Annotated in this window: 18 protein-coding genes and 1 pseudogene; 11 read left to right on the top strand and 8 right to left on the bottom strand. The window is 63.0% G+C overall.

Features of this window, described 5'->3' with window-relative positions; all coding sequences use genetic code 11:
- The 3 genes from J1G37_RS14680 to J1G37_RS14670 all read right to left on the bottom strand — a co-directional run.
- On the bottom strand, nucleotides 1-5,471 hold a 5,471-nt coding region (locus tag J1G37_RS14680; protein ID WP_207042755.1), incomplete at its 3' end, for a YDG domain-containing protein.
- A gap of 198 nt (nucleotides 5,472-5,669) precedes the next feature.
- Entirely contained in the window at nucleotides 5,670-6,296 is a 627-nt protein-coding gene (locus J1G37_RS14675) for a response regulator transcription factor (protein WP_207042754.1), read from the bottom strand.
- Complete coding sequence (locus tag J1G37_RS14670) at nucleotides 6,293-7,555, bottom strand: sensor histidine kinase (protein WP_207042753.1); 1,263 nt, start codon at nucleotides 7,553-7,555, stop codon at nucleotides 6,293-6,295. The genes J1G37_RS14675 and J1G37_RS14670 overlap by 4 nt, the downstream gene beginning before the upstream one ends.
- 152 nt (nucleotides 7,556-7,707) lie before the next feature.
- Here J1G37_RS14670 and J1G37_RS14665 point away from each other — a divergent pair, with 152 nt between their 5' ends.
- The 6 genes from J1G37_RS14665 to J1G37_RS14640 all read left to right on the top strand — a co-directional run bounded on the left by J1G37_RS14665 (nucleotide 7,708) and on the right by J1G37_RS14640 (nucleotide 12,726).
- A complete protein-coding gene (locus J1G37_RS14665) occupies nucleotides 7,708-8,880 on the top strand; it encodes an ABC transporter substrate-binding protein (RefSeq protein ID WP_207042752.1) in 1,173 nt (390 codons plus the stop codon).
- 40 nt (nucleotides 8,881-8,920) lie between these two features.
- On the top strand, nucleotides 8,921-9,880 hold the full coding sequence (locus tag J1G37_RS14660) for a YVTN family beta-propeller repeat protein (protein WP_207042751.1): 960 nt from the start codon (nucleotides 8,921-8,923) through the stop codon (nucleotides 9,878-9,880).
- Nucleotides 9,877-10,608, top strand: a complete 732-nt coding sequence (locus J1G37_RS14655) for an ABC transporter ATP-binding protein (protein ID WP_207042749.1) — start codon at nucleotides 9,877-9,879, stop codon at nucleotides 10,606-10,608. The genes J1G37_RS14660 and J1G37_RS14655 overlap by 4 nt, the downstream gene beginning before the upstream one ends.
- On the top strand, nucleotides 10,605-11,396 hold the full coding sequence (locus tag J1G37_RS14650; protein WP_207042747.1) for an ABC transporter permease: 792 nt from the start codon (nucleotides 10,605-10,607) through the stop codon (nucleotides 11,394-11,396). The genes J1G37_RS14655 and J1G37_RS14650 overlap by 4 nt, the downstream gene beginning before the upstream one ends.
- Nucleotides 11,397-11,493: 97 nt before the next feature.
- The gene (locus J1G37_RS14645; RefSeq protein WP_207042746.1) at nucleotides 11,494-12,033 is read left to right on the top strand and encodes a PQQ-dependent catabolism-associated CXXCW motif protein; all 540 of its coding nucleotides are present in this window, start codon (nucleotides 11,494-11,496) and stop codon (nucleotides 12,031-12,033) included.
- Between the two features lie 27 nt (nucleotides 12,034-12,060).
- Nucleotides 12,061-12,726: a response regulator transcription factor gene (locus J1G37_RS14640; protein ID WP_207042744.1), complete on the top strand. Its 666-nt coding sequence runs from the start codon at nucleotides 12,061-12,063 to the stop codon at nucleotides 12,724-12,726.
- A 156-nt stretch (nucleotides 12,727-12,882) separates the two neighbouring features.
- Here the strand turns inward: J1G37_RS14640 and J1G37_RS14635 are convergent.
- The 4 genes and pseudogenes from J1G37_RS14635 to J1G37_RS14620 all read right to left on the bottom strand — a co-directional run.
- Nucleotides 12,883-14,508, bottom strand: a pseudogene (locus J1G37_RS14635) (NahK/ErcS family hybrid sensor histidine kinase/response regulator); the annotation flags it as partial.
- Nucleotides 14,509-14,764: 256 nt separating this feature from the next.
- Nucleotides 14,765-15,910, bottom strand: a complete 1,146-nt coding sequence (nosP, locus tag J1G37_RS14630) for a nitric oxide-sensing protein NosP (protein ID WP_207042740.1) — start codon at nucleotides 15,908-15,910, stop codon at nucleotides 14,765-14,767.
- 226 nt (nucleotides 15,911-16,136) lie between these two features.
- Nucleotides 16,137-17,312, bottom strand: a complete 1,176-nt coding sequence (locus J1G37_RS14625; RefSeq protein ID WP_207042738.1) for a porin — start codon at nucleotides 17,310-17,312, stop codon at nucleotides 16,137-16,139.
- A gap of 145 nt (nucleotides 17,313-17,457) precedes the next feature.
- On the bottom strand, nucleotides 17,458-18,270 hold the full coding sequence (locus J1G37_RS14620) for a sulfite exporter TauE/SafE family protein (protein ID WP_124529065.1): 813 nt from the start codon (nucleotides 18,268-18,270) through the stop codon (nucleotides 17,458-17,460).
- A gap of 131 nt (nucleotides 18,271-18,401) precedes the next feature.
- Here J1G37_RS14620 and J1G37_RS14615 point away from each other — a divergent pair, with 131 nt between their 5' ends.
- A complete protein-coding gene (locus J1G37_RS14615; RefSeq protein WP_207042736.1) occupies nucleotides 18,402-19,265 on the top strand; it encodes an MBL fold metallo-hydrolase in 864 nt (287 codons plus the stop codon).
- 135 nt (nucleotides 19,266-19,400) lie between these two features.
- Here the strand turns inward: J1G37_RS14615 and bkdR are convergent, their stop codons facing one another.
- The gene (bkdR, locus tag J1G37_RS14610; protein ID WP_017735434.1) at nucleotides 19,401-19,889 is read right to left on the bottom strand and encodes a Bkd operon transcriptional regulator BkdR; all 489 of its coding nucleotides are present in this window, start codon (nucleotides 19,887-19,889) and stop codon (nucleotides 19,401-19,403) included.
- A gap of 195 nt (nucleotides 19,890-20,084) precedes the next feature.
- Between bkdR and J1G37_RS14605 the strand changes: the two genes are divergently transcribed.
- From J1G37_RS14605 to lpdA, 4 genes are read left to right on the top strand one after another with little or no spacing between them, the layout of a single operon-like run.
- Nucleotides 20,085-21,320 carry a 3-methyl-2-oxobutanoate dehydrogenase (2-methylpropanoyl-transferring) subunit alpha gene (locus J1G37_RS14605; protein ID WP_207042734.1) on the top strand — a complete coding sequence of 412 codons (1,236 nt, stop codon included), beginning with the start codon at nucleotides 20,085-20,087 and terminating at the stop codon, nucleotides 21,318-21,320.
- Between the two features lies 1 nt (nucleotide 21,321).
- Entirely contained in the window at nucleotides 21,322-22,380 is a 1,059-nt protein-coding gene (locus tag J1G37_RS14600) for an alpha-ketoacid dehydrogenase subunit beta (protein ID WP_207042733.1), read from the top strand.
- Nucleotides 22,381-23,637 carry a dihydrolipoamide acetyltransferase family protein gene (locus J1G37_RS14595; RefSeq protein ID WP_207042731.1) on the top strand — a complete coding sequence of 419 codons (1,257 nt, stop codon included), beginning with the start codon at nucleotides 22,381-22,383 and terminating at the stop codon, nucleotides 23,635-23,637.
- Nucleotides 23,638-23,640: 3 nt separating this feature from the next.
- Nucleotides 23,641-25,020, top strand: coding sequence for a dihydrolipoyl dehydrogenase (gene lpdA, locus J1G37_RS14590; RefSeq protein ID WP_207042730.1), 1,380 nt, complete (start codon nucleotides 23,641-23,643; stop codon nucleotides 25,018-25,020).
- Nucleotides 25,021-25,180 lie beyond the last annotated feature (160 nt).

Below are 25,180 nucleotides of genomic sequence, written 5' to 3'. Positions count from 1 at the left end.
CCGCTGATGCTGACGGTTTTGCCGGTGCCGACGTTCTGGTTGTCGAACACACCGGTAAGGCCGCCGACGGTCAGGGTTTCACTGCCGACCAGGCCGTTCAGCGTCCCGCCGTTGAGGGTCGCGGCGGTGCTGCCGTCATAGACCTTGCCGTTGGCGCTGACGCCCGTGAGGGTCAAGGCCTTGGCGGTGATCGCCGCCGTGACGCTGGACGGGTTGCTGACCGCGTAGTTGCTCGCCAGGCCTGTGCCATCGCCCAGGGTCACACCGCTGATGCTGACGGTTTTGCCGGTGCCGACGTTCTGGTTGTCGAACACACCGGTAAGGCCGCCGACGGTCAGGGTTTCACTGCCGACCAGGCCGTTCAGCGTCCCGCCGTTGAGGGTCGCGGCGGTGCTGCCGTCATAGACCTTGCCGTCGGCCGTCACGCCCGTCACCGTCAGGGCTTTGCGGGCGATGTTAGCGGTTACGTTCGCCGGGGTGACCAGGTTGTAGTTGCTGGCCAGGCCTGTGCCATCGAACAGCGATGCACCGAGGGTCACGGTTTTAGCGGCGCCTGCGTTGCTGTCGTCAAATTGCCCACTCCAGGCATAACCGAGGGTTTCACCGCTCACCAGGCCCAAGAGTGAACCGCCGGCCAGCAGCACCGAGCGAGTGCCGTCATACACTTTGTCAGCCGCCGTCACACCGGTCAGCGTCACTGTCTTGGGGGTAATACTGGCGGTGGCCGTAGCCGTGTTAGTGGCAACGCTGTAGTTGCCCAGGTCGATGCCGCCAAGGGCAATGTTGCTGATCGCGACCGCCTTGTCATTGCCCGCATTCTTGTCACTGAACTGGCCACTGGCACTGGTGAGGAAAACATCATCCCCGGCGACCACACCGTTGATTGTCGCAGCGTCGGCACGCAGCGACGCCCAGGCATTGCCGTCGTAGACCTTGCTGTCGGCGGTCATGCCACTGATGCTGCTGATGACGGCCTTGGCGATGGTGCCGACGATGGTTTGCGGGATGAGGTAGACGTAGTTGCTGCTGGGCACGTTGGAGCTGGTGAAATACACCGGGCCCATGGTCGCGATCTTGCCGGTGCCAGCATTTTTATCGGCGAAGTTGCCGGTGAGGCGCATCACCACCTCGTCCGTGCCGACCAGGCCACTGATGACCGCTCCGGTGAACGTCACGAAGGTGTCGCCATCGTAGACCTTGTTGGCCGTGAGGCCGGAAACGCTGACGAGTTTTTGTTGGATGTTCGCCGTCACCGGGTTGATCGCCAGCGGGTCGAGGCTGTAGTTGCTGGCAAGGCCGCTGGCATCGCCCAAGGTGACGTTGACCTGTACGTTTTGCCCGTTCGCGGCGTTCTGCGTGGCGAACTGCCCGGTCTTGGTCAGGGTCAGTTGCTCGCCGGCGACCAGGCCATTGAGTATGCCGCCCGTCACGTTCGCCGCCGTGGTGCCGTCATAGACTTTGTTGGTGGCGCTCAAACCGGTGACGGTCAGGGCTTTAGGCGTGATCGTACCGGTCAGTCCCAGTGGTGCCGTGAGGCTGTAGTTGCTGGCCAGCCCCGCACCATCCGACAGCGTCGCGCCGCTGAGCAGGACGGTTTTGGCAATGCCGGCGTTGGCGTTGTCGAACTGGCCGACGGCACCGCTGAAGCCCAGGGTTTCGCCACTCACCAGGCCACTGAGGACGCCGCCCGAGAGCGTGGCCGTGGCGTTGCCGTCGTAGGTCTTGCTGTCAACGCTCAGGCCGCTGAGGGTCAGGGCCTTGGCGCTGATCGTGGCGGTCAGAGGCGTCGCGGTGGACACGCTGTAGTTGCCCGCCGCCGCGCCGCCCGTGGCGATGTTGACCTGGATGCCAGTGCCGGCGTTCGGGCTGGCAAAGGCACCGTTGAACGTCAGCCGGCCTATATCGGCCACCAGAATCCCGTTGGCCGTACCCGATGAAAAATCGGCCAGTGCGGTGCCGTCATACACTTTGTCGGCAACGCTGGCACCGGTCAGGGTCACCACGCGCTTGTCCACCGCCAGTGTGCCGTCAACATAATCGATCGCATAACCCTGCTGGCTGGTGGAGTAGAGGCCGCTCAACTGGATGCTGTAGTCCCCGGCGTTGATCGCGCCCTGGGCGGTGCCGCCCGCCACCAACGAACCCAGTACCAGCGGATCGCTGATCGTCTGGCCTGGAGCGCTGACGGTGTACGCCAAGCCGTCATAGGTTTTGCTTACATTGCCCGCCGAAATCGTCAACGCGGTCATGAAACTGCGCAGCAACGGCCCGGATTTGCCGTCGTAGACAATCCAGGTATTGGAGAGGTCCCAGCCGGCGTTGCGCAGGGTCGCGGCGTCTTGCAGTTGGGCCGTGGTCAGGCCCGTCACCTGAGCCGCTGATGGATTAAACGTTTTCAGGCCCACGGACTGCCCGGTGGTGAGCGTGTCCCAGAAACTGGCAGTAATGACACCGCCGCTGGAACCCCCCACCAGGCCGCCCGTCCACACCGTCGTTGTACCGGAGACCCGGCCGGTCGCCAGGCTTCTGTCGATCCTGCCGCCGTCAAGACGGCCGACCAAGCCGCCAACCGTGTCCGTAGCGGCGACTGCACCGCTGGCATACGCGTCGCTGAGCTGGCCGCCGCGCATCCATCCCACCAAGCCGCCCACATAGGAATCGCCAGTGACCGCTGCACTCGAGAAGCTGCCCTGAATCGTGCCTGTGCTCATGCCCGCCAAGGCCCCGACATCAGAAAGACCGACGACGTTGCCAGACACAAGCCCGAGGTTTCGCACCACGCCGGTATCACCAATGACCCCAAACAGGCCTACCGCATCGAGGCCAGGCAGGTTGATGTTGAGGTTATTGATCACATGGCCTTTGCCATCGAGCACGCCGGAGAACGCGCGCACACCTTTGGTCCCCACCGGAATAAAACTGCCATTCCACACATCGCCCGAACCCGCGGTCGTGCCCGCTGCAATATCACGCCCCAAGGCGTAGCTGGCGTTCAGGTCCATGGCCATCAGTTGCAACTGGTGAGCGTTGGTGATGGTGGTGGCGTATTCCGAAGCCAGCATCGGCAAGGTGCCGCCCAGACCGCTGTTGATCCCGGTGCTGTCGGCATTGACCATCACCCACGCATTACCCGAGGCGCCTGGGGTATTGCTGAACGTGAAGCCGGCAAAGCTGGAGGTCTGCTGCATGGCGCTGGTAGTCAGGCCTACGGCCGTGCCCACTCCGGCCCCCACGCCAGGTACACCACTGTTAACCGTGCTGTTGTAATACACGTTGATCAGTGTGCCGTAATTACTCCCGACGGACCCACCCACCGTGACACCGGTGACGCTACCCGTTGAATAGGCGTTGCTGACAAGGCCCTCATTCCAGCCCAGCAAACCGCCAAGCCCGCCGCCGCCAGTCACTGAGCCGGTGCTGTAGACATTGCTCACAACGCTCCCGTTGTAACCCGCGAAGCCGCCGGCGTCACCGTATAGGGACTTGACAGTGCTGAGGGAGTAGCTATTGCTGATCTCTGCCAGGTTCACGCCGACAAGCCCACCCGCGATCTGATCAGCACTGACGGTGCCCGAAGCGTAGCTTCCAGTGACGACCCCCTCATTCCACCCGACCAAAGCGCCCCCATACGATGGAGAGCTGACGTGCGCCGCTGTGGCGAAACTGTTTTCTACCCGCCCCTGGTTATACCCCACCAGGCTGCCGGCGTAATCTCCTGTCGTCCGGCTGCCCACCAAACCGATGTTACGCAAGGTGCCGTTTTGAATGCCGAACAGCCCGTTGAACGAAGCGGGCGAGTTGATATACAGGTTGCTGACAACATGGCCCAGACCGTCGAACGTGCCGGTGAATTGGCTGATCTGCCCCAAACTACTGAACCCGAGCCCATTGTTCCAACCACTGGTTGCACTGGCGTCAATATTGCCGCCGAGGGCATAGTTGCCGCTCAGGCCGCCGTTGATACCTTGCAAATCGGTTCTAGTGACACTGCCGGCAGCGCCCAGGCTGGTGATCACGGTGTAGTCAACCTGCGCGCCGTTACTGCCCTGTTTGGTGCTGAAATGCTTGCCCGCCGCCAGGTTCACCGGCGCCTTGACGCTGACGCTGCTGGTGTTACCCGCCGCGAGCGCGCCCTGGCCGTATTGCAAGACCAGCGTGGCCGCGCCCGAACCAAACAACTCCTTGTTGATGGAGATGTTGTTCTGCGCGGTAAACGTCAGTGTGTTGGCGTTCCAGGTGATGCTGTCGTTGACGTAGATATTGCCCTGGGTGCCCGCTGCCCCGTTGTTGCTCTGGATCTCGACGTTGTTGGTCTTGAGGTTGTTGGTGATCGTCGCGCCGGTCATGTCGCCACCGCTGGCGGCGACGGTGAAGTCCACGGGGTCGATCAGCCATTTGCCGGTCTTGCCCTTGGCCGCCGCAGTGGTGATCTTTGCCGTATCGGCCACTTTTACATGGGCGCCGGAGGTTTCGATAAACCCGCCATTGCCAGCCACCGGCGCCGACGCATCCAGCGTGCCCGCGACCTGCACCGTGCCACCGTCAAAGCCGCCGAGCAGGACGATCTTGCCGCCCTTCTCGCCCAGGGTCTGCGCTTCGATCACGCCGGTGTTGTTGACCACCGTCTGCAACAGCGCATCGCTGGCCTTGGCGGTCATGATCACCTGGCCGCCGTTGGCCTGGATCAGTTGTTTGTTTTCCACCAGGGCGTTCTTGGTGGCTTCATCGACCTGCACGTTGAGCAGGCCGTCACCGGCAAAATCCAGGGTGACTTTATTGCCCGCCGCCAGGGCCACGGTGCCGAGTTTGGCGGCGATCACGCCTTGGTTGCTCACGGTGCCGCCGAGCAGCGCCACGGCGCCGCCGTCAGCGGCCTTGATCGAGCCCTGGTTGACGACACTCGCGTTGCTGCCATTGCCTTCGAACTTGTAGTTGCCAGCGGCGAAGTCGCTGTTGGAAATATCCAGCGTCGAGGCCACCAGCCCGCCCACATCCACCGACGCGCCTTTGGCGAACAACACGCCGTTGGGGTTGACCAGGAACACCTGGCCGTTGGCATTCAACTGGCCCATGATTTTCGAGCCGTCGCTGCCGACCACGCGGTTCAGCGCCACCGAGTCCTTGCCCGGTTGCACGAAGGTGACTTTCTTGTCGGCGCCGATGTTGAAGCTTTGCCAGTCGATGGCCAGTTTGTTTGAGGACTGGTTGACGATCATCTGTTGCTGATCAGGCGTGAGGATCTGGCCGCTGCCGAGGACCACCTGGCCGCCGGTGGGCAGGTCGGCAGCGAAAGCGCCGACCGGTGCGAGGATCAGCGCAATGGCCAGCGCCAACGCGCGTAACGGGCCCTTTTGCTCAGGGGTTTGAACCGCTCCAACCGAGGTGCGCTTGCCGTGTCGGCAGGCATGTTCGCTGGCAACCACCCACGCGCTAAGACTGTGATTCCAGATCACGCTGAAAATGCGGTTCATGACTGAGTTCGTCCCTGAGCACTAAAATGGCACCGTGCCATTACTTGTAGGACAATTCTGCATGGGCGCAACCGATTTGTATGCGTGGCGAAACGAAAAAGTTCCGTTAAACGCCAATATTTACACTTCTTTGGATCCAAATACCGGTTTTTGATTGAACCCACATATCAATAACATTAAACCCATCATCCAAACCTATCACCCCGCCACCCTGACCACCCCCAGATCAATCCCCACATGCACCAGCTCGGCATGGGAACTCACCTGCAACTTGCTCTTGAGCAACGTCAGGTGGTTGGACACGGTCTTGCTGCTGATACTCAACTGCTCGGCAATCTGCCGCGCCGGAGTGCCTTTGGCGAGCATCAGGAAGATCTCCAGCTCGCGCGGGGTCATGCTGTGCAGGCGCGGGTCGGCAGCCTGGCAGGCAAGCTGGGTGGCCAGGGGCTGTTCGATGTAGGCGTGGCCGTCGAGGATGCGCCGCACGGCTTCGATCAACACCTGAGGCGCCGAGCTTTTGGTCAGGTAGCCCGCGGCGCCGGCGTCCAGCGCTTGGCGTACCAGGGGCAGTTCATCGTGCATGCTGAAAAACAGCACCCGCAGTTGCGGCAAGCGTTGACGCAGGCGCCGGGTGGTTTCCAGGCCGCTGATGCCGGGCAGGCCAAAATCCATGATCACCAGGTTCGGCACCGCCTCGTGCACCCGTGCCAGGGCCTCTTCGCCACTGGCCGCCTCGCGCACTTCAATCGCCGGCAATAACGCGCGCAACAGGCTGGCGTAGCCCTGCCGGACCACGGCGTGGTCATCCACCAACAGAATATTCATAGCGCCTCCGCGGGCATGTCCAACGCCAGCGCCCAGCCTTTGCCGGGGTGACTGACGATCTTCAATTCACCGCCCAGGCAACGGGCGCGTTCGTACATCGAGTGCAGGCCGACGCCGGGGCGCTGGGGGTGTTGCGCGCCCTGGCCGTTGTCGCGCACCCACAGGCGCAAGCGCGTGCCGCGATGTTGCAGGCGCACGCGCACCTGGCTGGCGTCGGCGTGGCGCACGATGTTGGTCAAGGCTTCCTGGAGCAAACGGTAGAGGTGGGTCTTGTTGGCAGGGGACAGCGGCGGCAGCGCGTCACTGACTTGAAACTGGCACTCGATGCCATGGTTGGCGCGCCATTGCGTCACCAGCATGGCAAACGCCTCGGCCATCGGCAGGTGTTGCAGGGCCACTGGGTAAAGATCGTGGACCAGTTCGCGAAAGCCCTGCTGCAAGTGTTCGCAGTGTTCTTCCAGCAGGTGCACGGTGCGCGCCAGCGTTTCCGGCTGATGGGCGATCAGCGGCAACAGGCACACCTGGGCGCGGATCCCCGCCAGGTACTGGCCGAGGTCATCGTGCAGGGTCTGGGCCAGGCGGGTGCGCTCCTGTTCTTGCACCGCCAGCAGGGTTTGGGTGAGGCGGGTGTTGTCGGTGCGCGCCTGCTCGAGGGCGTCGGTCATGCGGTTGAAGTGCTGCGCCAGTTGTTGCGCCTCAGGCACCCCGGTGCTGCGCAGGCGCACGTTGAGACGGCCGCTGCACACGTGTTGCAGGGCCAGCAGCAGCTCATCCAGCACGCCCATGCCACGGCGCACCGCCCAGCGGATGGTCAGCAGGCTCAGGGCCAATGCCAGCGCACACAGGCCCAGCAGTTGCTGCAAGGAGTCCCAGACTTCATCGATCTCGTCACGCGGGTCGACGGCGATGGCCACGCGTCGGCCATCGGCCAAATCCAGCACCTGGGCGCTGTGGCGCGCCTGGGCAAACAGCAGGCGCCCGAGCCAGGCGTCCAGCCCGTCTTGTTCCGGGGCTTGCAGGGTTTCGTCAGGCCCCAGCCAGTGCACACGTACGTGGCGCAGGCTGGCGGTGAGCCGTGGTTGCAGGCTGGCGGGGTCGCGCGCGGCGGTTTCACTCAGGTAATGCACCACCGCTTCAGCCGATTGCAGCTCACGCTCCACATCCGCCAAGGCCTGGTGCATCAGCAGCGCGGTGCAGGCGCAGGTGACCAGGGCGAAGAAGCCGCAGACCCACAGGTTGATGCGCCACAGCGCTGACATGTCCCACTCCTGAACAGTCTATTGAGGCTCCATGCTAAGACCCCGCCGCGCGCGGCGAGCTACTACCTTGGTACTGCCCCAGCGCTACTTTCTGCATATTTGCAGGGGTAACCGGGCTTTATATGCTGGCGCTACCTGTCATGGAGTGCCTTATGCGCCAGCTCGCCCCTTTCGCCGTGATCTGCCTGCTGGCAATGACCTGGGCCACCGCTGGCCAGGCCGCCGAGGCGCCGTTGCAGGTGCAGATCGGCTACCTGGGCTATCGACCGGACCCGGGGCCGCTGCTGTCCAACGTGATCCCCGAACCAGCCGATGCCGGCTTGCGCGGCGCGGAACTGGCGATCATCGACAGCAACAGCACCGGCGCCTTTCTCAACCAGCGCTACAGCCTGACCGACGCCACGGTGGACAGCCCCGAGGCGCTGCTCGCCGCCGCGCAACACCAGCACGAGCAAGGCCTGCGCCTGTTCGTGGTCAACGCCCCCGCCGCCAGCCTGCGCCAACTCAGCGCCGCCCTGCCCGACAGCCTGCTGTTCAACGCCGGCAGCCCCGACGACACGCTGCGCAGCACCGCCTGCCTGGGTAACGTGCTGCACACCCTACCCAGCCGCGCCATGCTCGCCGACGCGCTGGCGCAGTTCCTGGTGGTGCGCAAATGGCAAAAGGCGCTGCTGATCGTCGGCCCCACCGAGGACGACCAAGCCTACGCCGCCGCCCTGCGCCGCGCCGCCAAGCGCTTCGGCGTGCAACTGGTGGCGGAGAAGGAATGGCGCTTCGACAACGACCAACGCCGCAGCGCCCAGGCCGATATGCCCCTCTTCACTCAGACCGCCGAATACGACGTGGTGCTGGTGGCCGACGAGCGCGGCGACTTTGGCGAATACGTGCCCTACCAGACCTGGTACCCGCGCCCGGTCGCCGGCACCCAAGGCCTGACGCCCACCGGCTGGCACAAGACCGTGGAAACCTACGGCGCCGCCCAACTGCAAAAACGCTTCGAAGCCCTCGCCGGGCGCTGGATGAACGACCGCGACTTCGCCGCCTGGATGGCCGTGCGCAGCGTCGCCAGTGCGGTGAGCAAGCTGCGCCAGGTCGACCCGACGAGCATCCGCCAGCTGCAAATCAGCGAGCAACTGCCGCTGGATGGCTTCAAGGGCCGCAAGCTCAGCTACCGCCCGTGGAATGGCCAACTGCGCCAGCCAATCCCCATCGTGCAACCGCGCGCGCTGGTGAGCACCTCGCCCCAGGACGGTTTCCTGCACCCCTTCAACGAAATGGACAGCCTGGGCTACGACAAACCCGAGGTGACCTGCCGCTTTCCCTGATGGCTCACACAACAGCGACAACAACAATAAGGAATACGCCATGCGCCGCACCCTGCTCTCCTGCGCCCTGCTGCTTGCCGCCGGGCACGCCGTGGCCGCCACGGCCTGGGTCTCCAACGAGAAAGACAACAGCCTGAGCCTGATCGACATGCAGACCCTGCAAGTCACCGACACCCTCAAGGTGGGCCAGCGCCCGCGCGGCCTGCTGCTGTCCCACGACAACAAGCTGTTGTACATCTGCGCCAGCGACTCGGACCGCGTGCAGGTGATGGACGTGGCCACCCGCAAGATCATCAAGGAACTGCCCTCCGGCAAAGACCCCGAGCAATTTGCCCTGCACCCCAATAACCGCTGGCTGTACGTCTCCAACGAAGACGATGCGCTGGTCACGGTGATCGACACGGAAACCTCCAAGGTGCTCGCCCAGGTCAACGTCGGCGTGGAGCCCGAAGGCATGGCCGTAAGCCCGGACGGCAAGTGGGCGGTGAACACCAGCGAAACCACAAACATGCTGCACTGGATCGACACCAGCACCCAGACCCTGGCCGACAGCACCCTGGTGGACCAGCGTCCGCGTTTTGTCGAGTTCAACCACGACGGCTCGCAACTGTGGGCCTCGGCGGAAATCGGCGGCACCGTGACCATCCTCGATGTCGCCAGCCGCGCGATCCTCAAGACCCTGACCTTCAAGATCAAGGGCGTGCACCCGGACAAGGTGCAGCCGGTGGGCATCAAGCTGAGTGCCGATGGCAAGTACGGTTTTGTCGCCCTCGGCCCGGCCAACCATGTGGCAGTGATCGATGCCAAGACCTACGAGATCCTCGACTACCTGCTGGTGGGCCGCCGCGTGTGGCAACTGGCGTTCACCCCGGATGAGAAACAGTTGCTGGCCACCAATGGCGTGAGCGGCGACGTGTCGGTGATCGACGTGGACAGCCGCAAGGTGCTCAAGTCGGTCAAGGTCGGGCGTTACCCGTGGGGCGTGGTGGTCACGCCATGAACGCGCTGGACGCCCGCGCCATCAGCTTTGCCTATGGCCCACGGCAGGCCCTGCGTGACGTGAGTTTCAGCCTGGCGCCCGGGCGGTTTGCCGCGCTGCTGGGGCCCAATGGCGCGGGCAAATCGACGCTGATTGCGTTGCTCACGCGTTTGTATGACTTGCAGGCCGGTGACATCCACGTCGGCGGCCATTCCTTGCGCGAGGCGCCCCGCGCAGCACTGCGCCAGCTCGGCGTGGTGTTCCAGCAAAGCACCCTGGACCTGGACCTCAGCGTCGAACAGAACCTGCGTTACCACGCCGCGCTGCATGGCCTGTCACGCCGTGAAACCGGGCTGCGGGTCGAGGCCGAGCTGGAGCGCCAGGCGCTGGGCGAGCGGCGCCGGGAGAAGGTTCGCGAACTCAATGGCGGCCACCGCCGCCGCGTGGAAATCGCCCGTGCCCTGCTGCATCAGCCGCGCCTGCTGTTGCTCGATGAAGCCAGCGTCGGCCTCGACCCGGCCAGCCGCCTGGCGCTGAACCAACACGTGCGCACACTGTGTCGGGAACAGGGCCTCAGCGTGCTGTGGACCACCCACCTGCTCGATGAAGTGCAGGCTGACGACGCCTTGATGATTTTGCATCAGGGCCACTTGGTGGCCAGCGGGCAGCTCGACAGACTGCTGCACGAACAAGGCGGCGACCTGGGCGGTTTGTTCGCGCGATTGACCCGCGCCGAGGTGGCGGCATGAACGCCTACTGGCAGTGTTTCAGCGGCATCGTCCTGCGCGAATGGCTGCGTTTTGTATTGCAGCGCACGCGATTCCTCAGTGCCCTGGTGCGGCCGTTGCTGTGGCTGCTGGTGTTCGCCGCAGGCTTTCGCGCAGCGCTGGGCATCTCGGTGATCGAACCCTACGACACCTATATCCCCTACGAGGTCTACATCATCCCGGGGCTGGCCTGCATGATCCTGCTGTTCAACGGCATGCAGGGCTCGCTGTCGATGGTCTACGACCGCGAAATGGGCAGCATGCGCGTGCTGCTCACCAGCCCGTTGCCGCGCACCTTCCTGCTGTGCAGCAAGTTGTTGGCCACGTCGTTGATTTCGCTGTTGCAGGTGTACGGGTTCCTGGCGATTGCCTGGGTGTACGGCGTGCAACCACCGGCCATGGGCTTGCTGGTCGCGTTGCCGGCGCTGTTGCTGGTGGCGTTGATGCTCAGCGCGCTGGGCTTGCTGCTGTCGAATGCGATCCGCCAACTGGAGAACTTTGCCGGGGTGATGAATTTCGTGATCTTCCCGCTGTTCTTCCTGTCGTCGGCGCTCTACCCGCTGTGGAAGATGCGCGATTCCAGCGAGTGGCTGTACTGGCTGTGCGCGGTCAACCCCTTCACCCACGCGGTGGAACTGGTGCGCTTTGCCCTGTACGAGCGCTTCGCCGGCCTGGCTTTGCTGGTGTGCCTGGGGCTGACCGGGGTGTTCACGCTGTTGGCGGTGCTGACCTTCAATCCACAGCACGCGGCCCTGCGCAAAAAAGGCTGATCTACTACTTTGGTACTGGTTTTCCTGTCTATCGTCGCATTCCCAAGGCAGTGGGACTGGCGTGTAATGGGCGCATAACTATAAGGATTGACCCGCCATGCTGCCCGCTCGACTGCCCCTGTTGGCGTTGCTCTGCTTGATCGCCGCCAACGCCCAGGCCGACACCCCACTGTTTTCCGCCGACGGCTACCGTACCAGCCTGTACCGCAGCCCCACGCCCGACCAGGTGCCCGGTGCGACCATCGTCGACACCCCGGCCCTGCAAACCCTGCTCAACCAAACGCCCGCGCCGGTGCTGATCGACGTGTACCGGCGCCAATGGCTGCAAGGCCGCTTTATCGAAGACCAGCCCCACGCCAACCTGCCCGGCAGCCACTGGCTGGCGAATACCGGCGACGGCGACCTCACGCCGGAATGGCAAGGCTACTTCGTGCGCCACCTGTATAAATTCACCGGCGGCAACCTCGCACGCCCGTTGGTCTTCTACTGCCGCTCCGATTGCTGGTTGAGTTGGAACGCGGTAAAACGAGCCGCCAATCTGGGCTATACCTCGGTGTACTGGTACCGGGATGGCCTGGATGCATGGGAAGCGGCAAAACTGCCAGTGATGGCTGCGACACCCGAGCCCTTTCAATAAAAAACCACAACAAGAAGGTGAACGGCCATGTACAAAATCCTGATCGCCGACGATCACCCGCTGTTTCGCGAAGCGATCCACAACGTGATCAGCGACGGTTTCCCCGGCAGTGATGTAATGGAAACCGCCGACCTCGACAGCGCCCTCGCCCTGACCCAGGAACACGACGACCTCGACCTGATCCTGCTGGATTTGAACATGCCCGGCATGCACGGCCTCAATGGCCTGATCAACCTGCGCAACGAGTCGCCGACCATCCCGGTGGTGATCGTCTCGGCCGAGCAGGACAAGCAGATCGTGCTGCAAGCCATCACCTACGGCGCCGTGGGGTTTATCACCAAGTCGTCGCCGCGCCTGCAAATGACCGAGGCGATCCAGCAGATCCTCAACGGTAACGTGTACCTGCCGCCCGACATCATCCGCACGCAGAAAAACCCCAACCAACGGCGCATGAACGACGCGCCGGGCTTTGCCCCGGAACTGTTGCAGGCCCTGACGCGCAAGCAGTTGCTGGTGCTGGAACGGATGACCAAGGGCGAGTCGAACAAGCAGATTGCTTACACGCTGGAGATTGCCGAGACCACGGTGAAGGCCCATGTGTCGGCGATATTGCGCAAGTTGAATGTGCACAACCGGGTGCAGGCGATCCTGAGTGCCGGGGATATCGACTTCGGCTCGTACTTGCGCCGCTGACCTCCCCAGACAAATGGAGATCTAATGGAGATCTAAATGTGGGAGCTGGCTTGCCTGCGATAGCGGTCTATCAGTGACAGATGTGCAAACTGACCCACCGCCATCGCAGGCAAGCCAGCTCCCACAGTTGATCTCTATTGGATGATGGTTTTGGGTTCACTTGCCTAATAGGTGACTCATCGCGGTCTTGAGTTTCATCGGCCTTACGGGCTTGTGCATCAGGGTATGCCCCAACTCGCGAATCTGCGCCTTCAACTCATTGCTGTAGTTGGCCGTAATCATCAACGCCGGAATCGCACTACCGCGCCGGGCGTTGATGCGGGCCACGGCGTCGACGCCGTTCTGGTCGTCGTCCAGGTGGTAGTCAGCAATCAACAGGTCAGCCTCGGCATGGTAGTTGTCCACCTGCCGCGCCAGATCCTGCTCTGACAATGCGGTAATCACTCGGCAACCCCAGCCTTCCAGCAACGTGCGCATCCCCGCGCAGATCGCCGCGTCGTTATCCAGCACCCACACCCGTGCGCCCTGCAAACGCTCCAGCAGCGCCTCGCTCATGCACGGCAGCGGCAGGGACTTCGGCGCGGTAGCGCTCACGGGCACTTCCACGGAAAACATCGAGCCTCTGCCCGGCCAGGATTTGACGCTGATGCGATGGCCGAGAATCCCGGCGATTTTCTCGACAATGGCCAGGCCCAGGCCCAGCCCGCGATCCTGGTCCGGGCGTTGCACATCGCCGCGCTTGAACTCCTGGAAAATCTCCTCCAGCCGCTCCTCGGCAATGCCCATGCCGCTGTCCCACACCTGGATCAGCAAGCGCTGCTGCTGGCGTCGGCAGCCCAGCACCACGCGGCCTTTGTAGGTATAGCGCAGGGCGTTGCTGAGCAGGTTGCGCAGAATCCGCGCCAACAGCTGGATGTCACTGCGCACCAGCGCCGAGCAAGCGACGAAGTGCAATTCCAAGCCTTCGGCGCGGGCCAGTTCGGTGTATTCGGCGGCGAGGTTTTCCAGCAGTTCGCTAAGGGCAAACGGCGCGATATCGGCCTTGATCACGCCAGCGTCCAGCTTGGAAATATCCACCAGGGTGCCCAGCAGGTTTTCCACGTCGTCGAGGGAGTTGCTGACGTTGCGCACCAGGGTTTCGTTGGGCCGCTCCAACAGGGCGCTGGTGAACAAACGCGCGGCGTTCAGCGGTTGCAGCAGGTCGTGGCTGACGGCGGCGAGAAATTTGGTTTTCGACAGGTTGGCTTTTTCCGCCTCCTGCTTGGCTTCGCGCAGGCGGGTTTCCATGCGTCGGCGTTCGTCGATTTCCTGCAACAGCTGATCGTTAAGCGACGTCAGTTCCGAGGTGCGCTGGGCCACGCGTTGCTCCAGGTGCTGGTAGGCCTGGTGCAGGGCTTCGGCGGTGCGGCGGCGTTCGGTGATGTCGCGGATCAACACAAAGATGCCCACCACTTCGCCGCTGGCGAGCATGTTCGGCACATAGGAACGCAGCATGTAGCGCTCCTGGTTGTTGATGTTGGTTTCAGCAAATTCGAAGGTCACGCTCTCCCCGGCCAGCGCGCGGGCGACGTAGGCGTCGAGGCGCTGGCAGTGCTGTTCGCTGTGCACTTCGCGCAGGCTCTGGCCGAGCATCATGCCGCGCGGCCAGCAATACCATTCTTCGTAGACCTTGTTAGTGAATTCGTAGACCAGCTCGGCATTCAGGTAGCCGATCAGCGCCGGCACGTTGTCGGTGATCAGGCGAATCCAGCGTTCGCTTTCCTGGGCTTTTTGCGCCGCCGCCTGTTCGCCGCGCAGGGTTTCGGCGCGCAGGCGCGCGTTGATCAGCAGGTGGTTGCTGGCCTTGAGTTCGGCCATCGCCTGGTTCAACGCGTCGGTGCGTTCACGCACCTGCTCGGCCAGCACCACCGAATGCTGGAAGGTGGTGTACGGGTTGTTGCCCTGGGTCATGCCGGATTCGATGCGCTCGATCAGCGCCGCGTTGATCCGCGCCAGCTTGTGGTTGGCCTGTTGCAGTTGGGCAACCTGGGCGCGCAGTTCAGCGTCGGCCACGGGCAATGGCGACCCCGGTGAAGGTCTGGTTGATGTGCATGCCATTGAACTGTTCTCCGTAGGTGTTGAAGCCCAGCACCCGTTGGCCTTGCAGGTAGTTGCCGATCTGTTCCAGGTGGCCGTTGTCTTCCAGTTCCATGCGCCGCAGGAAGCAGTCGCAGCCGATGGTCAGCAACAGGTCGCCGAGGCGCGCGTGCAGGCCGTCGAACAAGTCTTGCAGGTTGGGCAGGATCGGGCCCGGTTGCATCAGGGTCAGCACAATGCCGTTCTCCACCGCGCAGTAGAAACTCAGGCTGAGGTCGTCATGCACCTGCTGGATCGCGCGCACGTAATACTGGTCGTGGATGCGCACCGCCAGCGGGTGGGCGGCGAAGGTGCGATGGTCAAGGTCGGCCACCGCCACGCCGATGTGTCGCGCGTACTCTTCGGCGGCGGGTTCGGCGTTGAGCTCGAAGACCCGGCGGGACGGGCTGTCGGCGCCGGTCACCACCAGTTTTTCCGTGCGCGGCAGGATGTGATGGGTGGTGAACACCTCGAAATCCAGCCAGGTATTGACCAGCACCACCACCGCCGCGCCGCTGTGGAACACGCCGTTGAAGTACACGTGGGTGTGGGTGAGGAAGTTGTCGTCCCCGGCCGAGCCGCCGAAGTGCGGGATATCGCCGAGGGCGGCGCTGAGGGCGGCGAGCACCATCTCTTCACGGCTGGACAGGCCGTCGAGCAGGGTCAGGGCAAAGGTGTTGCCCTTGATCGGCGCCAGGGTGTTGCTGCGACAGCCGCCGACCAGGCGCTCGACCATGTCCTGGGCGCCGATCAGGCTGAAGTGCTCCACCTCGTCGATCAATTCGGTGGCGATGGAAAAGTGCGCGTGGTTGAACCCCATCGCGGTGATGCAATTGCGCCCGTAGCCTTGGGGCGTGATCTCGCCGGCGCTGGTGCAGCCGACCACGCGCACATTGCCGAAGCACTGCTGCAAGGCCTGGCCGAGGGCCTGCAAGTCGTAGCCAGCGGAACAGAAAAACAGCACAAAGCCCAGGTACGGATGCAGCAGTTGGCGGGCCAACTCTTCAGCGGCCTGCCCTGGATCGGTGGCCTGGGACATGGCGCTGACTACGCCTTCACTGTTGTGCATCGTTGGTTCCCCCTCTAAGGCGTCAGTGTACGAAGGCCGGGGGGTGGGCCCTATGCTACTTGGGTACTGGGTGGGAGATGCGTTGGGATGAATATCTCAGGACTGATGGAGAGCAAAATGTGGGAGCTGGCTTGCCTGCGATAGCGGTGCACCAGGCAATGATTAGTTGTCAGGTAGATTGCTATCGCAGGCAAGCCAGCTCCCACAGGGGTAAGCATTCCAAGTCTTACCAGGTGAGGACGGCACCTACGGCAAAGGTGTCGGTGTCTTCATTCTGGGCATTGGTGTCATGCCCCTTGATCTGGAACTGGTTGTACTCCGCCACCAGTTTCAGGTTGGCGTTCACGTCATGGAACAGCGCAATCCCACGGGTTTCATAATCCGCGCCGCTGCCGACCACGCCGTTGCCGTCGTCCTTGGTCTTGCCGTAGGACAGCGCCAGGCGGTTCTTGCCGAGTTTGTACGAGCCCTGCACCAGGTAGCCGTTGCTGTCGACATTACGCAGGGTGGCTTCGCCGGCGTTGTTGGTGAAAAACGGGTTGATGCCCTTGGCCTGGAAACCCGAGCCGGTCAGCGACAGGCCGCCCATCTTCGCCTGTACGCCGTAGCCCAGGCCTTTGGAGGTGACGCTGGCGACGTTGGAATCGGTATTGTCCGAGGTCTGGTAGCTGCCGTTGAGCCAGCTGTAGATCTTCGCCCCGCCCACGTCGAACTGGTAGGTGATCTCGCTCTCGGTGCGCGGGTTCTTCTGGTAGGCCTTGCCCAGGGCGCTGCTGTCGTTGGTGTCCACCGGGTCCATGATACCGACGGCGACGCGCAGGCCGTCCATCACCGGGGTGCGGTAGGTGATCTGCGAGGTGGGGAACGGGTACGGGTAGCCGCTACCGATATTGCCGAACGACACACCGCCGCCGTCCACCAGGCCGAGGCTGTCGCTGACCTGGCCGTAACCGGCGAGCAGTTCGTCGAGCAGGATGTTGGAGCGGGCGAACAGGCCGAAGTCCTTGCCGATCAGCACTTCGCCCCATTCTTTGTTGGCCACGGTGCCGTAGAACTGGCGCACGTCGATGGCGGTGTCGGTGCCGTTGGTTTCGCTGTCGTTGATGGTCACCCAGAACGAGGCGCGGGCGCCGAGCTTGAGGTCATCGACCTGCTTGGTCATGTTGAAGCCCAGGTAGTTGGGCAAGAAGCCCATCTTTACGCGGGATTGGCGGCGGTCGTACTGGTCGCCGGCGCGGTCCACGTCGCTGTTGACGTAGAAGGCGTTGATGTAGCCGTCGGTGGAAAAGGTGGTTTCGTCCTTGTCGTACAGCATGATTTCGGCGTCGGCGAATGGGCTCAGGCCGAGGCCGACGATAAAGGCAGGCAACAGACGCAGGGGGACATTCTTATTCTTATGCATGGCGCGCTCCGCAACGGGGACTTGATGTCGGAGGCGATTATCAAAAGGCGCCAGGCCCCGGCATACGCTGCCTTGGCCGTGGTTTCGAGATGCTTTGGACGGGCTGCGGGTGCCCGCCAAGTTCGGTGTAAGCCAGGCCCGGCACTTAGTGCGTAAGACCGGCCTTGGCCAACATGCCGACAGCCACCAGTACACACAGGCTGGCAAAACCGACCTGCAAGTACCGGGCGGGGATCACCGAACTCAGGCGCCGACCGGCAAGCATGCCGACGATGCTTGCGCCGACGAACACCCAACCCACAGGTTCGATGGTGACCCCGGCATGGAACGCACCCGCCACGCCGATCAACGACAGCAGGCTGACCACCATCAGCGAGGTGGCGACGATGCCGCGCATCTGTACGTCGGTGAGTTGCTTGAACGCCGGCACGATGAGGAAGCCGCCGCCTACGCCGAGCAGGCCGGACACGGCGCCGGTGACCGCGCCGAGGGCGGCCAGGGTGGCGCTGCATTTGGCGGTCCAGGTCAGGCGCCCGGTCTGCTGGTCGAGCATGCAGTTCTTCTGCCCCCAGGACGCGGTGCCATGGTCACTCGGCCCGGCCTGGAGTTTTTCGCGCTGCAACATGCGCCAGGCCACCAGCACCATCAGCGCGCTGAACAGGCCCATCAGCACGGCCTCCGGTAATTGATGGGCGAAAAACACCCCCACCGGCGAGCACAACGCGCCCAACAAGGCGATCAGCAACGCGGCGCGGTAACGCACCAGGCCGTGGCGCAAGCCGTCGAGCGCACCCACCGCTGCCGCCGCACCAACGGCCAAAAGCGACACCGGCGCGGCCTGGGTCATGCTCAGGCCCAACCCCAACACCAGCGCCGGCACCCCAAGGATGCCGCCGCCCGCGCCGGTCAGGCCCATCACCAAGCCCATCAATAACCCCAGAACACTTGCCAACAACATTCAATCCACCTTAGGCCGGATGCTGCCGTGTGGCGTCACATCCCGCATTGCGATCCTTTGCCTCGGACCGTTTTTTTCACTTAAGCTCGCAAGCCTATGTGGAAATCACGTCTATACCAAGGACCACCGTCATGTCAGCGTTGATCAAAGCCTTTCTGGACGAGGCGTCGTCGACCTACACCTATGTCCTACATGAAGCCGATGATGGCCCCTGCGCGATTATCGATTCGGTGCTCAACTACGACCCGGCCTCCGGGCGCACCGACACGCGCCAGGCCGATCAGGTGATCGCCTACGTGCGCGAACACCGCCTGCAGGTGCAGTGGTTGCTGGAAACCCATGCCCACGCCGACCACTTGTCCGCCGCACCGTATTTGCGCCGAACCCTGGGCGGCAAGATAGCGATTGGCCAGTCCATCAGCACCGTGCAGGACGTGTTCAAGAACCTGTTCAACCTGGAGCCGGAATTTCGCGTGGATGGCTCGCAGTTCGACCATCTGTTTGCGCCGGATGAGGTGTTCTACATCGGCAATATCAAGGCGAAGGCCCTGCATGTGCCGGGGCATACGCCAGCAGACATGGCCTATCTGGTGGATGACCGGTTGATCCTGGTGGGTGACACCCTGTTCATGCCGGATGTGGGCACGGCGCGTTGTGATTTCCCGGGTGGGGATGCGCGGCAGTTGTATGCGTCGATGCGCAGGTTGCTGGGTTTTCCGTTGGAGACGGAGTTGTATGTGTGCCATGACTACCCGCCCGAGGGGCGTGAGGCCAAGTGCATGACGACCGTGGCGGAGCAGCGGGCGGGGAATATTCATGTGCATGACGGGGTGGATGAGGCAGCGTTTGTCGAGATGCGCACCACCCGGGATGCCGGGTTGGGCATGCCGACGCTGTTGCTGCCGGCGATCCAGGTGAATGTGCGGGCGGGGTATATGCCGCCGCCGGAGGACAACGGCGTGGTGTACCTGAAGATCCCCCTCAACCAACTCTGAAATGCATAACCCTGTGGGAGCTGGCTTGCCTGCGATGGCGGTGGGCCAGCCTGCACATCAGTGACTGATAGACCGCTATCGCAGGCAAGCCAGCTCCCACAGGGGCCAGCATTTCACAGTGGGTGGTGTGTTGGGTCAGGTGCCCAGGTTTATGCCGTTAGCGGGTAAAGGCAACGCGGTCTTATAGCGCACCTGCTTCAACGCAAAACTCGACCGAATATTCGCCACACCCGGCACCTTGGTCAAAAAGTCCATCATGAAGCGCTCCAGCGACTGGATCGTCGGCACCAGCACCCGGATCAGGTAGTCCGGGTCGCCGGCCATCAGGTAGCACTCCATCACTTCCGGGCGGTCGGAAATCGCGCTTTCGAACTGCTGCAACGCCAGCTCATTCTGCTTTTCCAGACTGACGTGAATGAATACGTTGACGTGCAGCCCCAGCAAATCCGCGTCCAGCAGGGTGACTTGCTCGCGAATCAAGCCCAACTCTTCCATCGCCTTCACCCGGTTGAAACACGGCGTGGGCGACAGGTTGACCGAGCGGGCCAGGTCGGCGTTGGTGATGCGGGCGTTCTCCTGCAAGGCGTTGAGAATGCCGATATCGGTACGGTCCAGTTTGCGCATGAGACAAAATCACCTGTTTATTATGTTTATGCAGTTTTTTTATCCGCAAATGGTCGTGAGTGCAACGAAACACAGATAAATATTCTTCTACGCCCCGCCTATGATTGTTGTAGGACAAGATTTCCCCTACCCGGGGTCTGACTGTCAGCTAGCGCGCCCACTACAAGAAATTCACAAGATAGAGCGTAGAAAGCCATGACCCAGCAGTATGAACCACTGCGCCTGCACGTCCCTGAACCCTCGGGACGCCCAGGCTGCAAGACCGACTTTACCTACCTGCGCCTGACCGACGCCGGCCTGGTGCGCAAACCCGCCATCGATGTAGAACCCGCCGACACCGCCGACCTGGCCAAGGGCCTGATCCGCGTGCTCGACGACCAGGGCCAGGCCCTCGGCCCATGGGCTGAAGGCGTCCCGGTGGAGATCCTGCGCAAAGGCATGCGCGCGATGCTCAAGACGCGCATCTTCGACAACCGCATGGTGGTCGCCCAGCGTCAGAAAAAAATGTCGTTCTACATGCAAAGCCTTGGCGAAGAAGCCATCGGCAGCGCCCAGGCCCTGGCCTTGAACATCGACGACATGTGCTTCCCCACCTACCGCCAGCAAAGCATCCTGATGGCCCGCGAAGTGCCGTTGGTGGACCTGATCTGCCAGTTGCTGTCCAACGAGCGTGACCCGCTCAAGGGCCGCCAGTTGCCGATCATGTATTCGGTCAAGGAATCCGGTTTCTTCACCATTTCCGGCAACCTTGCCACCCAGTTCGTACAGGGTGTGGGCTGGGGCATGGCCTCGGCGATCAAGGGTGACACCAAGATCGCGTCCGCCTGGATCGGCGACGGCGCCACCGCCGAATCCGACTTCCACACCGCCCTCACCTTCGCTCATGTGTACCGCGCGCCGGTGATCCTCAACGTGGTCAACAACCAGTGGGCCATCTCCACCTTCCAGGCCATCGCCGGCGGTGAAGCCACCACCTTCGCCGGACGCGGCGTGGGTTGCGGCATCGCCTCCCTGCGCGTGGACGGCAACGACTTTATCGCCGTGTACGCCGCCTCCGCCTGGGCCGCCGAGCGGGCGCGCCGCAACCTGGGGCCAACGCTGATCGAGTGGGTCACCTACCGCGCCGGCCCGCACTCCACGTCCGATGACCCTTCGAAATACCGCCCCGCCGATGACTGGAGCCACTTCCCCCTCGGCGACCCGATCACCCGTCTCAAGCAGCACCTGATCAAGATTGGCCAATGGTCCGAAGAGGAACACGCGGCAGTCAGTGCCGAGCTTGAAGCCGAGGTCATCGCGGCGCAAAAAGAAGCCGAACAGTACGGCACCCTTGCCGGCGGCCAGATTCCAAGCGCCGCGACCATGTTCGAAGACGTCTACAAAGAGATGCCGGAGCACTTGAAGCGCCAGCGTCAAGAGTTGGGGATCTGACATGAACGATCACAACAACAGCATTGAAGTGGAAACCGCCATGACCACCACCACCATGACCATGATCCAGGCCCTGCGCTCGGCCATGGATGTGATGCTCGAACGTGACGACAACGTGGTGGTGTTCGGCCAGGACGTCGGTTATTTCGGCGGCGTGTTCCGTTGCACCGAAGGCTTGCAGACCAAGTACGGCAGCTCGCGGGTGTTCGACGCGCCGATTTCCGAAAGCGGCATTATCGGCGTAGCGGTGGGCATGGGCGCCTACGGCCTGCGCCCGGTGGCCGAGATCCAGTTCGCCGACTACGTCTACCCCGCCACTGACCAGATCATCTCCGAAGCCGCCCGCCTGCGTTATCGCTCGGCCGGCCAGTTCACCGCACCACTGACCATGCGCATGCCTTGCGGCGGCGGCATCTACGGCGGCCAGACCCACAGCCAGAGCATCGAAGCGGTGTTCACCCAGGTCTGCGGCCTGCGCACGGTGATGCCGTCCAACCCGTATGACGCCAAAGGTTTGCTGATCGCCTCCATCGAAAACGATGACCCGGTGATCTTCCTGGAGCCCAAGCGCCTGTACAACGGCCCGTTCGACGGCCACCACGACCGCCCGGTAACCCCGTGGTCGAAACACCCGCAAGCGCAAGTGCCGGACGGTTACTACACCGTGCCGCTGGACGTGGCTGCCATCGTGCGTCCGGGTTCGGCCGTTACCGTGCTGACCTACGGCACCACCGTGTATGTGTCGCAAGTCGCCGCCGAGGAAACCGGTATCGACGCCGAGGTCATTGACCTGCGCAGCCTGTGGCCGCTGGACCTGGAAACCATCGTCAAATCGGTGAAAAAGACCGGCCGTTGCGTGGTGGTGCACGAAGCCACACGCACCTGCGGTTTTGGCGCCGAGCTGGTGGCGTTGGTGCAAGAGCATTGCTTCCATCACCTGGAAGCGCCGATCGAACGCGTCACCGGTTGGGACACCCCCTACCCGCACGCGCAAGAGTGGGCGTATTTCCCAGGGCCGTCCCGTGTGGGCGCGGCGTTGAAACGGGTCATGGAGGTCTGAATGGGCACGCACGTTATCAAGATGCCGGACATTGGCGAAGGCATCGCAGAAGTTGAACTGTCGGTCTGGCATGTGAAAGTCGGCGACCTGGTGGTTGAAGACCAGGTGCTGGCGGATGTGATGACCGACAAGGCGATGGTGGACATTCCCTCGCCGGTGCACGGCAAGGTGATTTCCCTCGGCGGCGCGCCAGGTGAAGTCATGGCCGTGGGCAGTATTTTGATCAGCATTGAAGTGGAAGGTGCGGGCAACGCGAAGGACGCACCGGTGGTGAAGGAAGCGCCCAAGGCTGCACCGGTCGTGGAAGCCAAGCCCGCGCCGGTGGTTGAAAGCAAACCGGTGGTTGTAAAAGCCGCAGCGGCCCCGGTTGCCCGCGATGCCGACGAACGTCCGCTGGCCTCCCCCGCCGTGCGCAAGCATGCGCTGGACGCCGGGATTCAATTACGCCTGGTTCAGGGCACCGGCCCAGCCGGGCGAATCCTCCACGAAGACCTCGACGCGTACCTGCAACAAGGCACGGCAAAAGCTTCATCCACTGCCAACCCCTACGCCGAACGCAACAGCGAAGAACAGATCCCGGTGATCGGCATGCGCCGCAAGATCGCCCAGCGCATGCAGGACGCCACCCGTCGTGCCGCGCATTTCAGCTACGTGGAAGAAATCGACGTCACCGCCCTCGACGAGCTGCGCGTGCACCTCAACGAGAAACACGGCGCCACACGCGGCAAGCTGACCCTGCTGCCGTTCATCGTGCGTGCCATGGTGGTGGCGCTGAAGGACTTCCCGCAGATCAACGCCCGCTACGACGACGAAGCCCAGGTCATCACTCGCCTCGGCGCGGTGCATGTGGGCGTCGCCACCCAAAGCGATGTCGGCCTGATGGTGCCGGTGGTGCGTCACGCCGAGGCCCGCAGCCTGTGGGGCAACGCGGAAGAAATCGCACGTTTGGCCACGGCCGCGCGCAATGGCAAGGCCAGCCGCGACGAGCTGTCGGGCTCGACCATTACCCTGACCAGCCTGGGTGCGTTGGGCGGTATCGTCAGCACGCCGGTGCTGAACCTGCCGGAAGTGGCCATTGTCGGCGTCAACCGTATCGTCGAGCGGCCGATGGTGATCAAGGGCCAGATCGTGGTGCGCAAGATGATGAACCTCTCCAGCTCCTTCGATCACCGCGTGGTCGATGGCATGGACGCGGCGCAATTCATCCAGGCCATTCGCGGCCTGCTCGAACAACCCGCCAGCCTGTTCCTGGAGTAAGGCATGTCACAGACTTTGAATACCACGCTGCTGATCATCGGCGGCGGCCCTGGCGGTTATGTCGCGGCGATCCGTGCCGGCCAACTGGGCATCCCTACCATCCTGGTGGAAGGCCAGGCGCTGGGCGGCACCTGCCTGAATATCGGCTGCATCCCGTCCAAGGCCTTGATCCATGTGGCCGAACAATTCCAGCAAACCATCCACCACAGCCAGGGTTCGCAACTGGGCATCGAGGTGGATGTGCCGACCCTGGACATCCGCAAAAGCGTGGAATGGAAAGACGGCATTGTTGACCGCCTGACCACTGGCGTCGCCGCGCTGCTGAAAAAACACAAGGTGCAGGTGATCCACGGCTGGGCCAAGGTCGTGGACGGCAAGACCGTCGATGTCGGCGACCAGCGCATCCACTGCGAACACCTGCTGCTGGCCACCGGCTCGAACAGCGTCAACCTGCCGATGCTGCCTATTGGCGGGCCGATCATCTCGTCCACCGAAGCCCTGGCGCCGACCCGCGTGCCAAAACGGCTGATCGTGGTGGGTGGTGGTTATATCGGCCTGGAACTGGGGATTGCCTACCGCAAGCTCGGCGCCGAGGTCAGTGTGGTCGAGGCACAGGAACGTATCCTGCCCGCCTACGACGCCGAGCTGACGCAACCGGTGAACGAATCCCTCAAGCAGTTGGGCGTGAAGCTGTACCTCAAGCACAGCGTCACCGGCTTTGCCGATGGCAAATTGCAAGTACGCGATCCGAATGGCGACACCTTGTCACTGGCCACCGACCAAGTGCTGGTGGCCGTGGGGCGCAAACCCAACACCCAGGGCTGGAACCTTGAAGCCCTGAACCTGGACATGAACGGCGCGGCGATCAAGATCGACAACCGCTGCCAGACCAGCATGCGCAATGTGTGGGCCATCGGCGACCTGAGCGGCGAGCCGATGCTGGCACACCGGGCCATGGCCCAGGGCGAGATGGTTGCCGAACTGATCAGCGGTCAACACCGTGAATTCAACCCGGCGGCGATCCCGGCGGTGTGCTTTACCGACCCGGAACTGGTGGTCGTCGGCAAGACCCCGGATGAAGCCAAGGCTGCCGGGCTGGACTGCATCGTGTCGAGTTTCCCGTTTGCGGCGAATGGTCGGGCAATGACCCTGGAGTCGAAAACCGGCTTTGTGCGGGTGGTGGCGCGGCGCGACAATCACCTGATCGTCGGCTGGCAAGCGGTGGGCGTGGGGGTTTCCGAACTGTCCACCGCGTTTGGTGTGAGCCTGGAAATGGGCGCGCGCCTGGAGGATGTGGCGGGGACGATCCATGCCCATCCGACCCTGGGCGAGGCCGTGCAGGAAGCGGCTTTAAGAGCCTTGGGCCACGCGTTGCACCTGTAAGAACGCAACCCCCTGTGGGAGCGGGCTTGCTCGCGAATGCGGTGGATCAGCCAATAAACCTGATGACTGACACACCGCATTCGCGAGCAAGCCCGCTCCCACACAAAGCAAGAATGAAGTATTGTTGCGCCCATTCAGAAAAAAACCGACTTGACCAAAG

The sequence above is a fragment of the Pseudomonas sp. Marseille-Q1929 genome (assembly GCF_017316265.1).
In the GTDB taxonomy this organism is placed as follows: domain Bacteria; phylum Pseudomonadota; class Gammaproteobacteria; order Pseudomonadales; family Pseudomonadaceae; genus Aquipseudomonas.
This window is presented reverse-complemented; position numbering and strand designations above follow the sequence as displayed.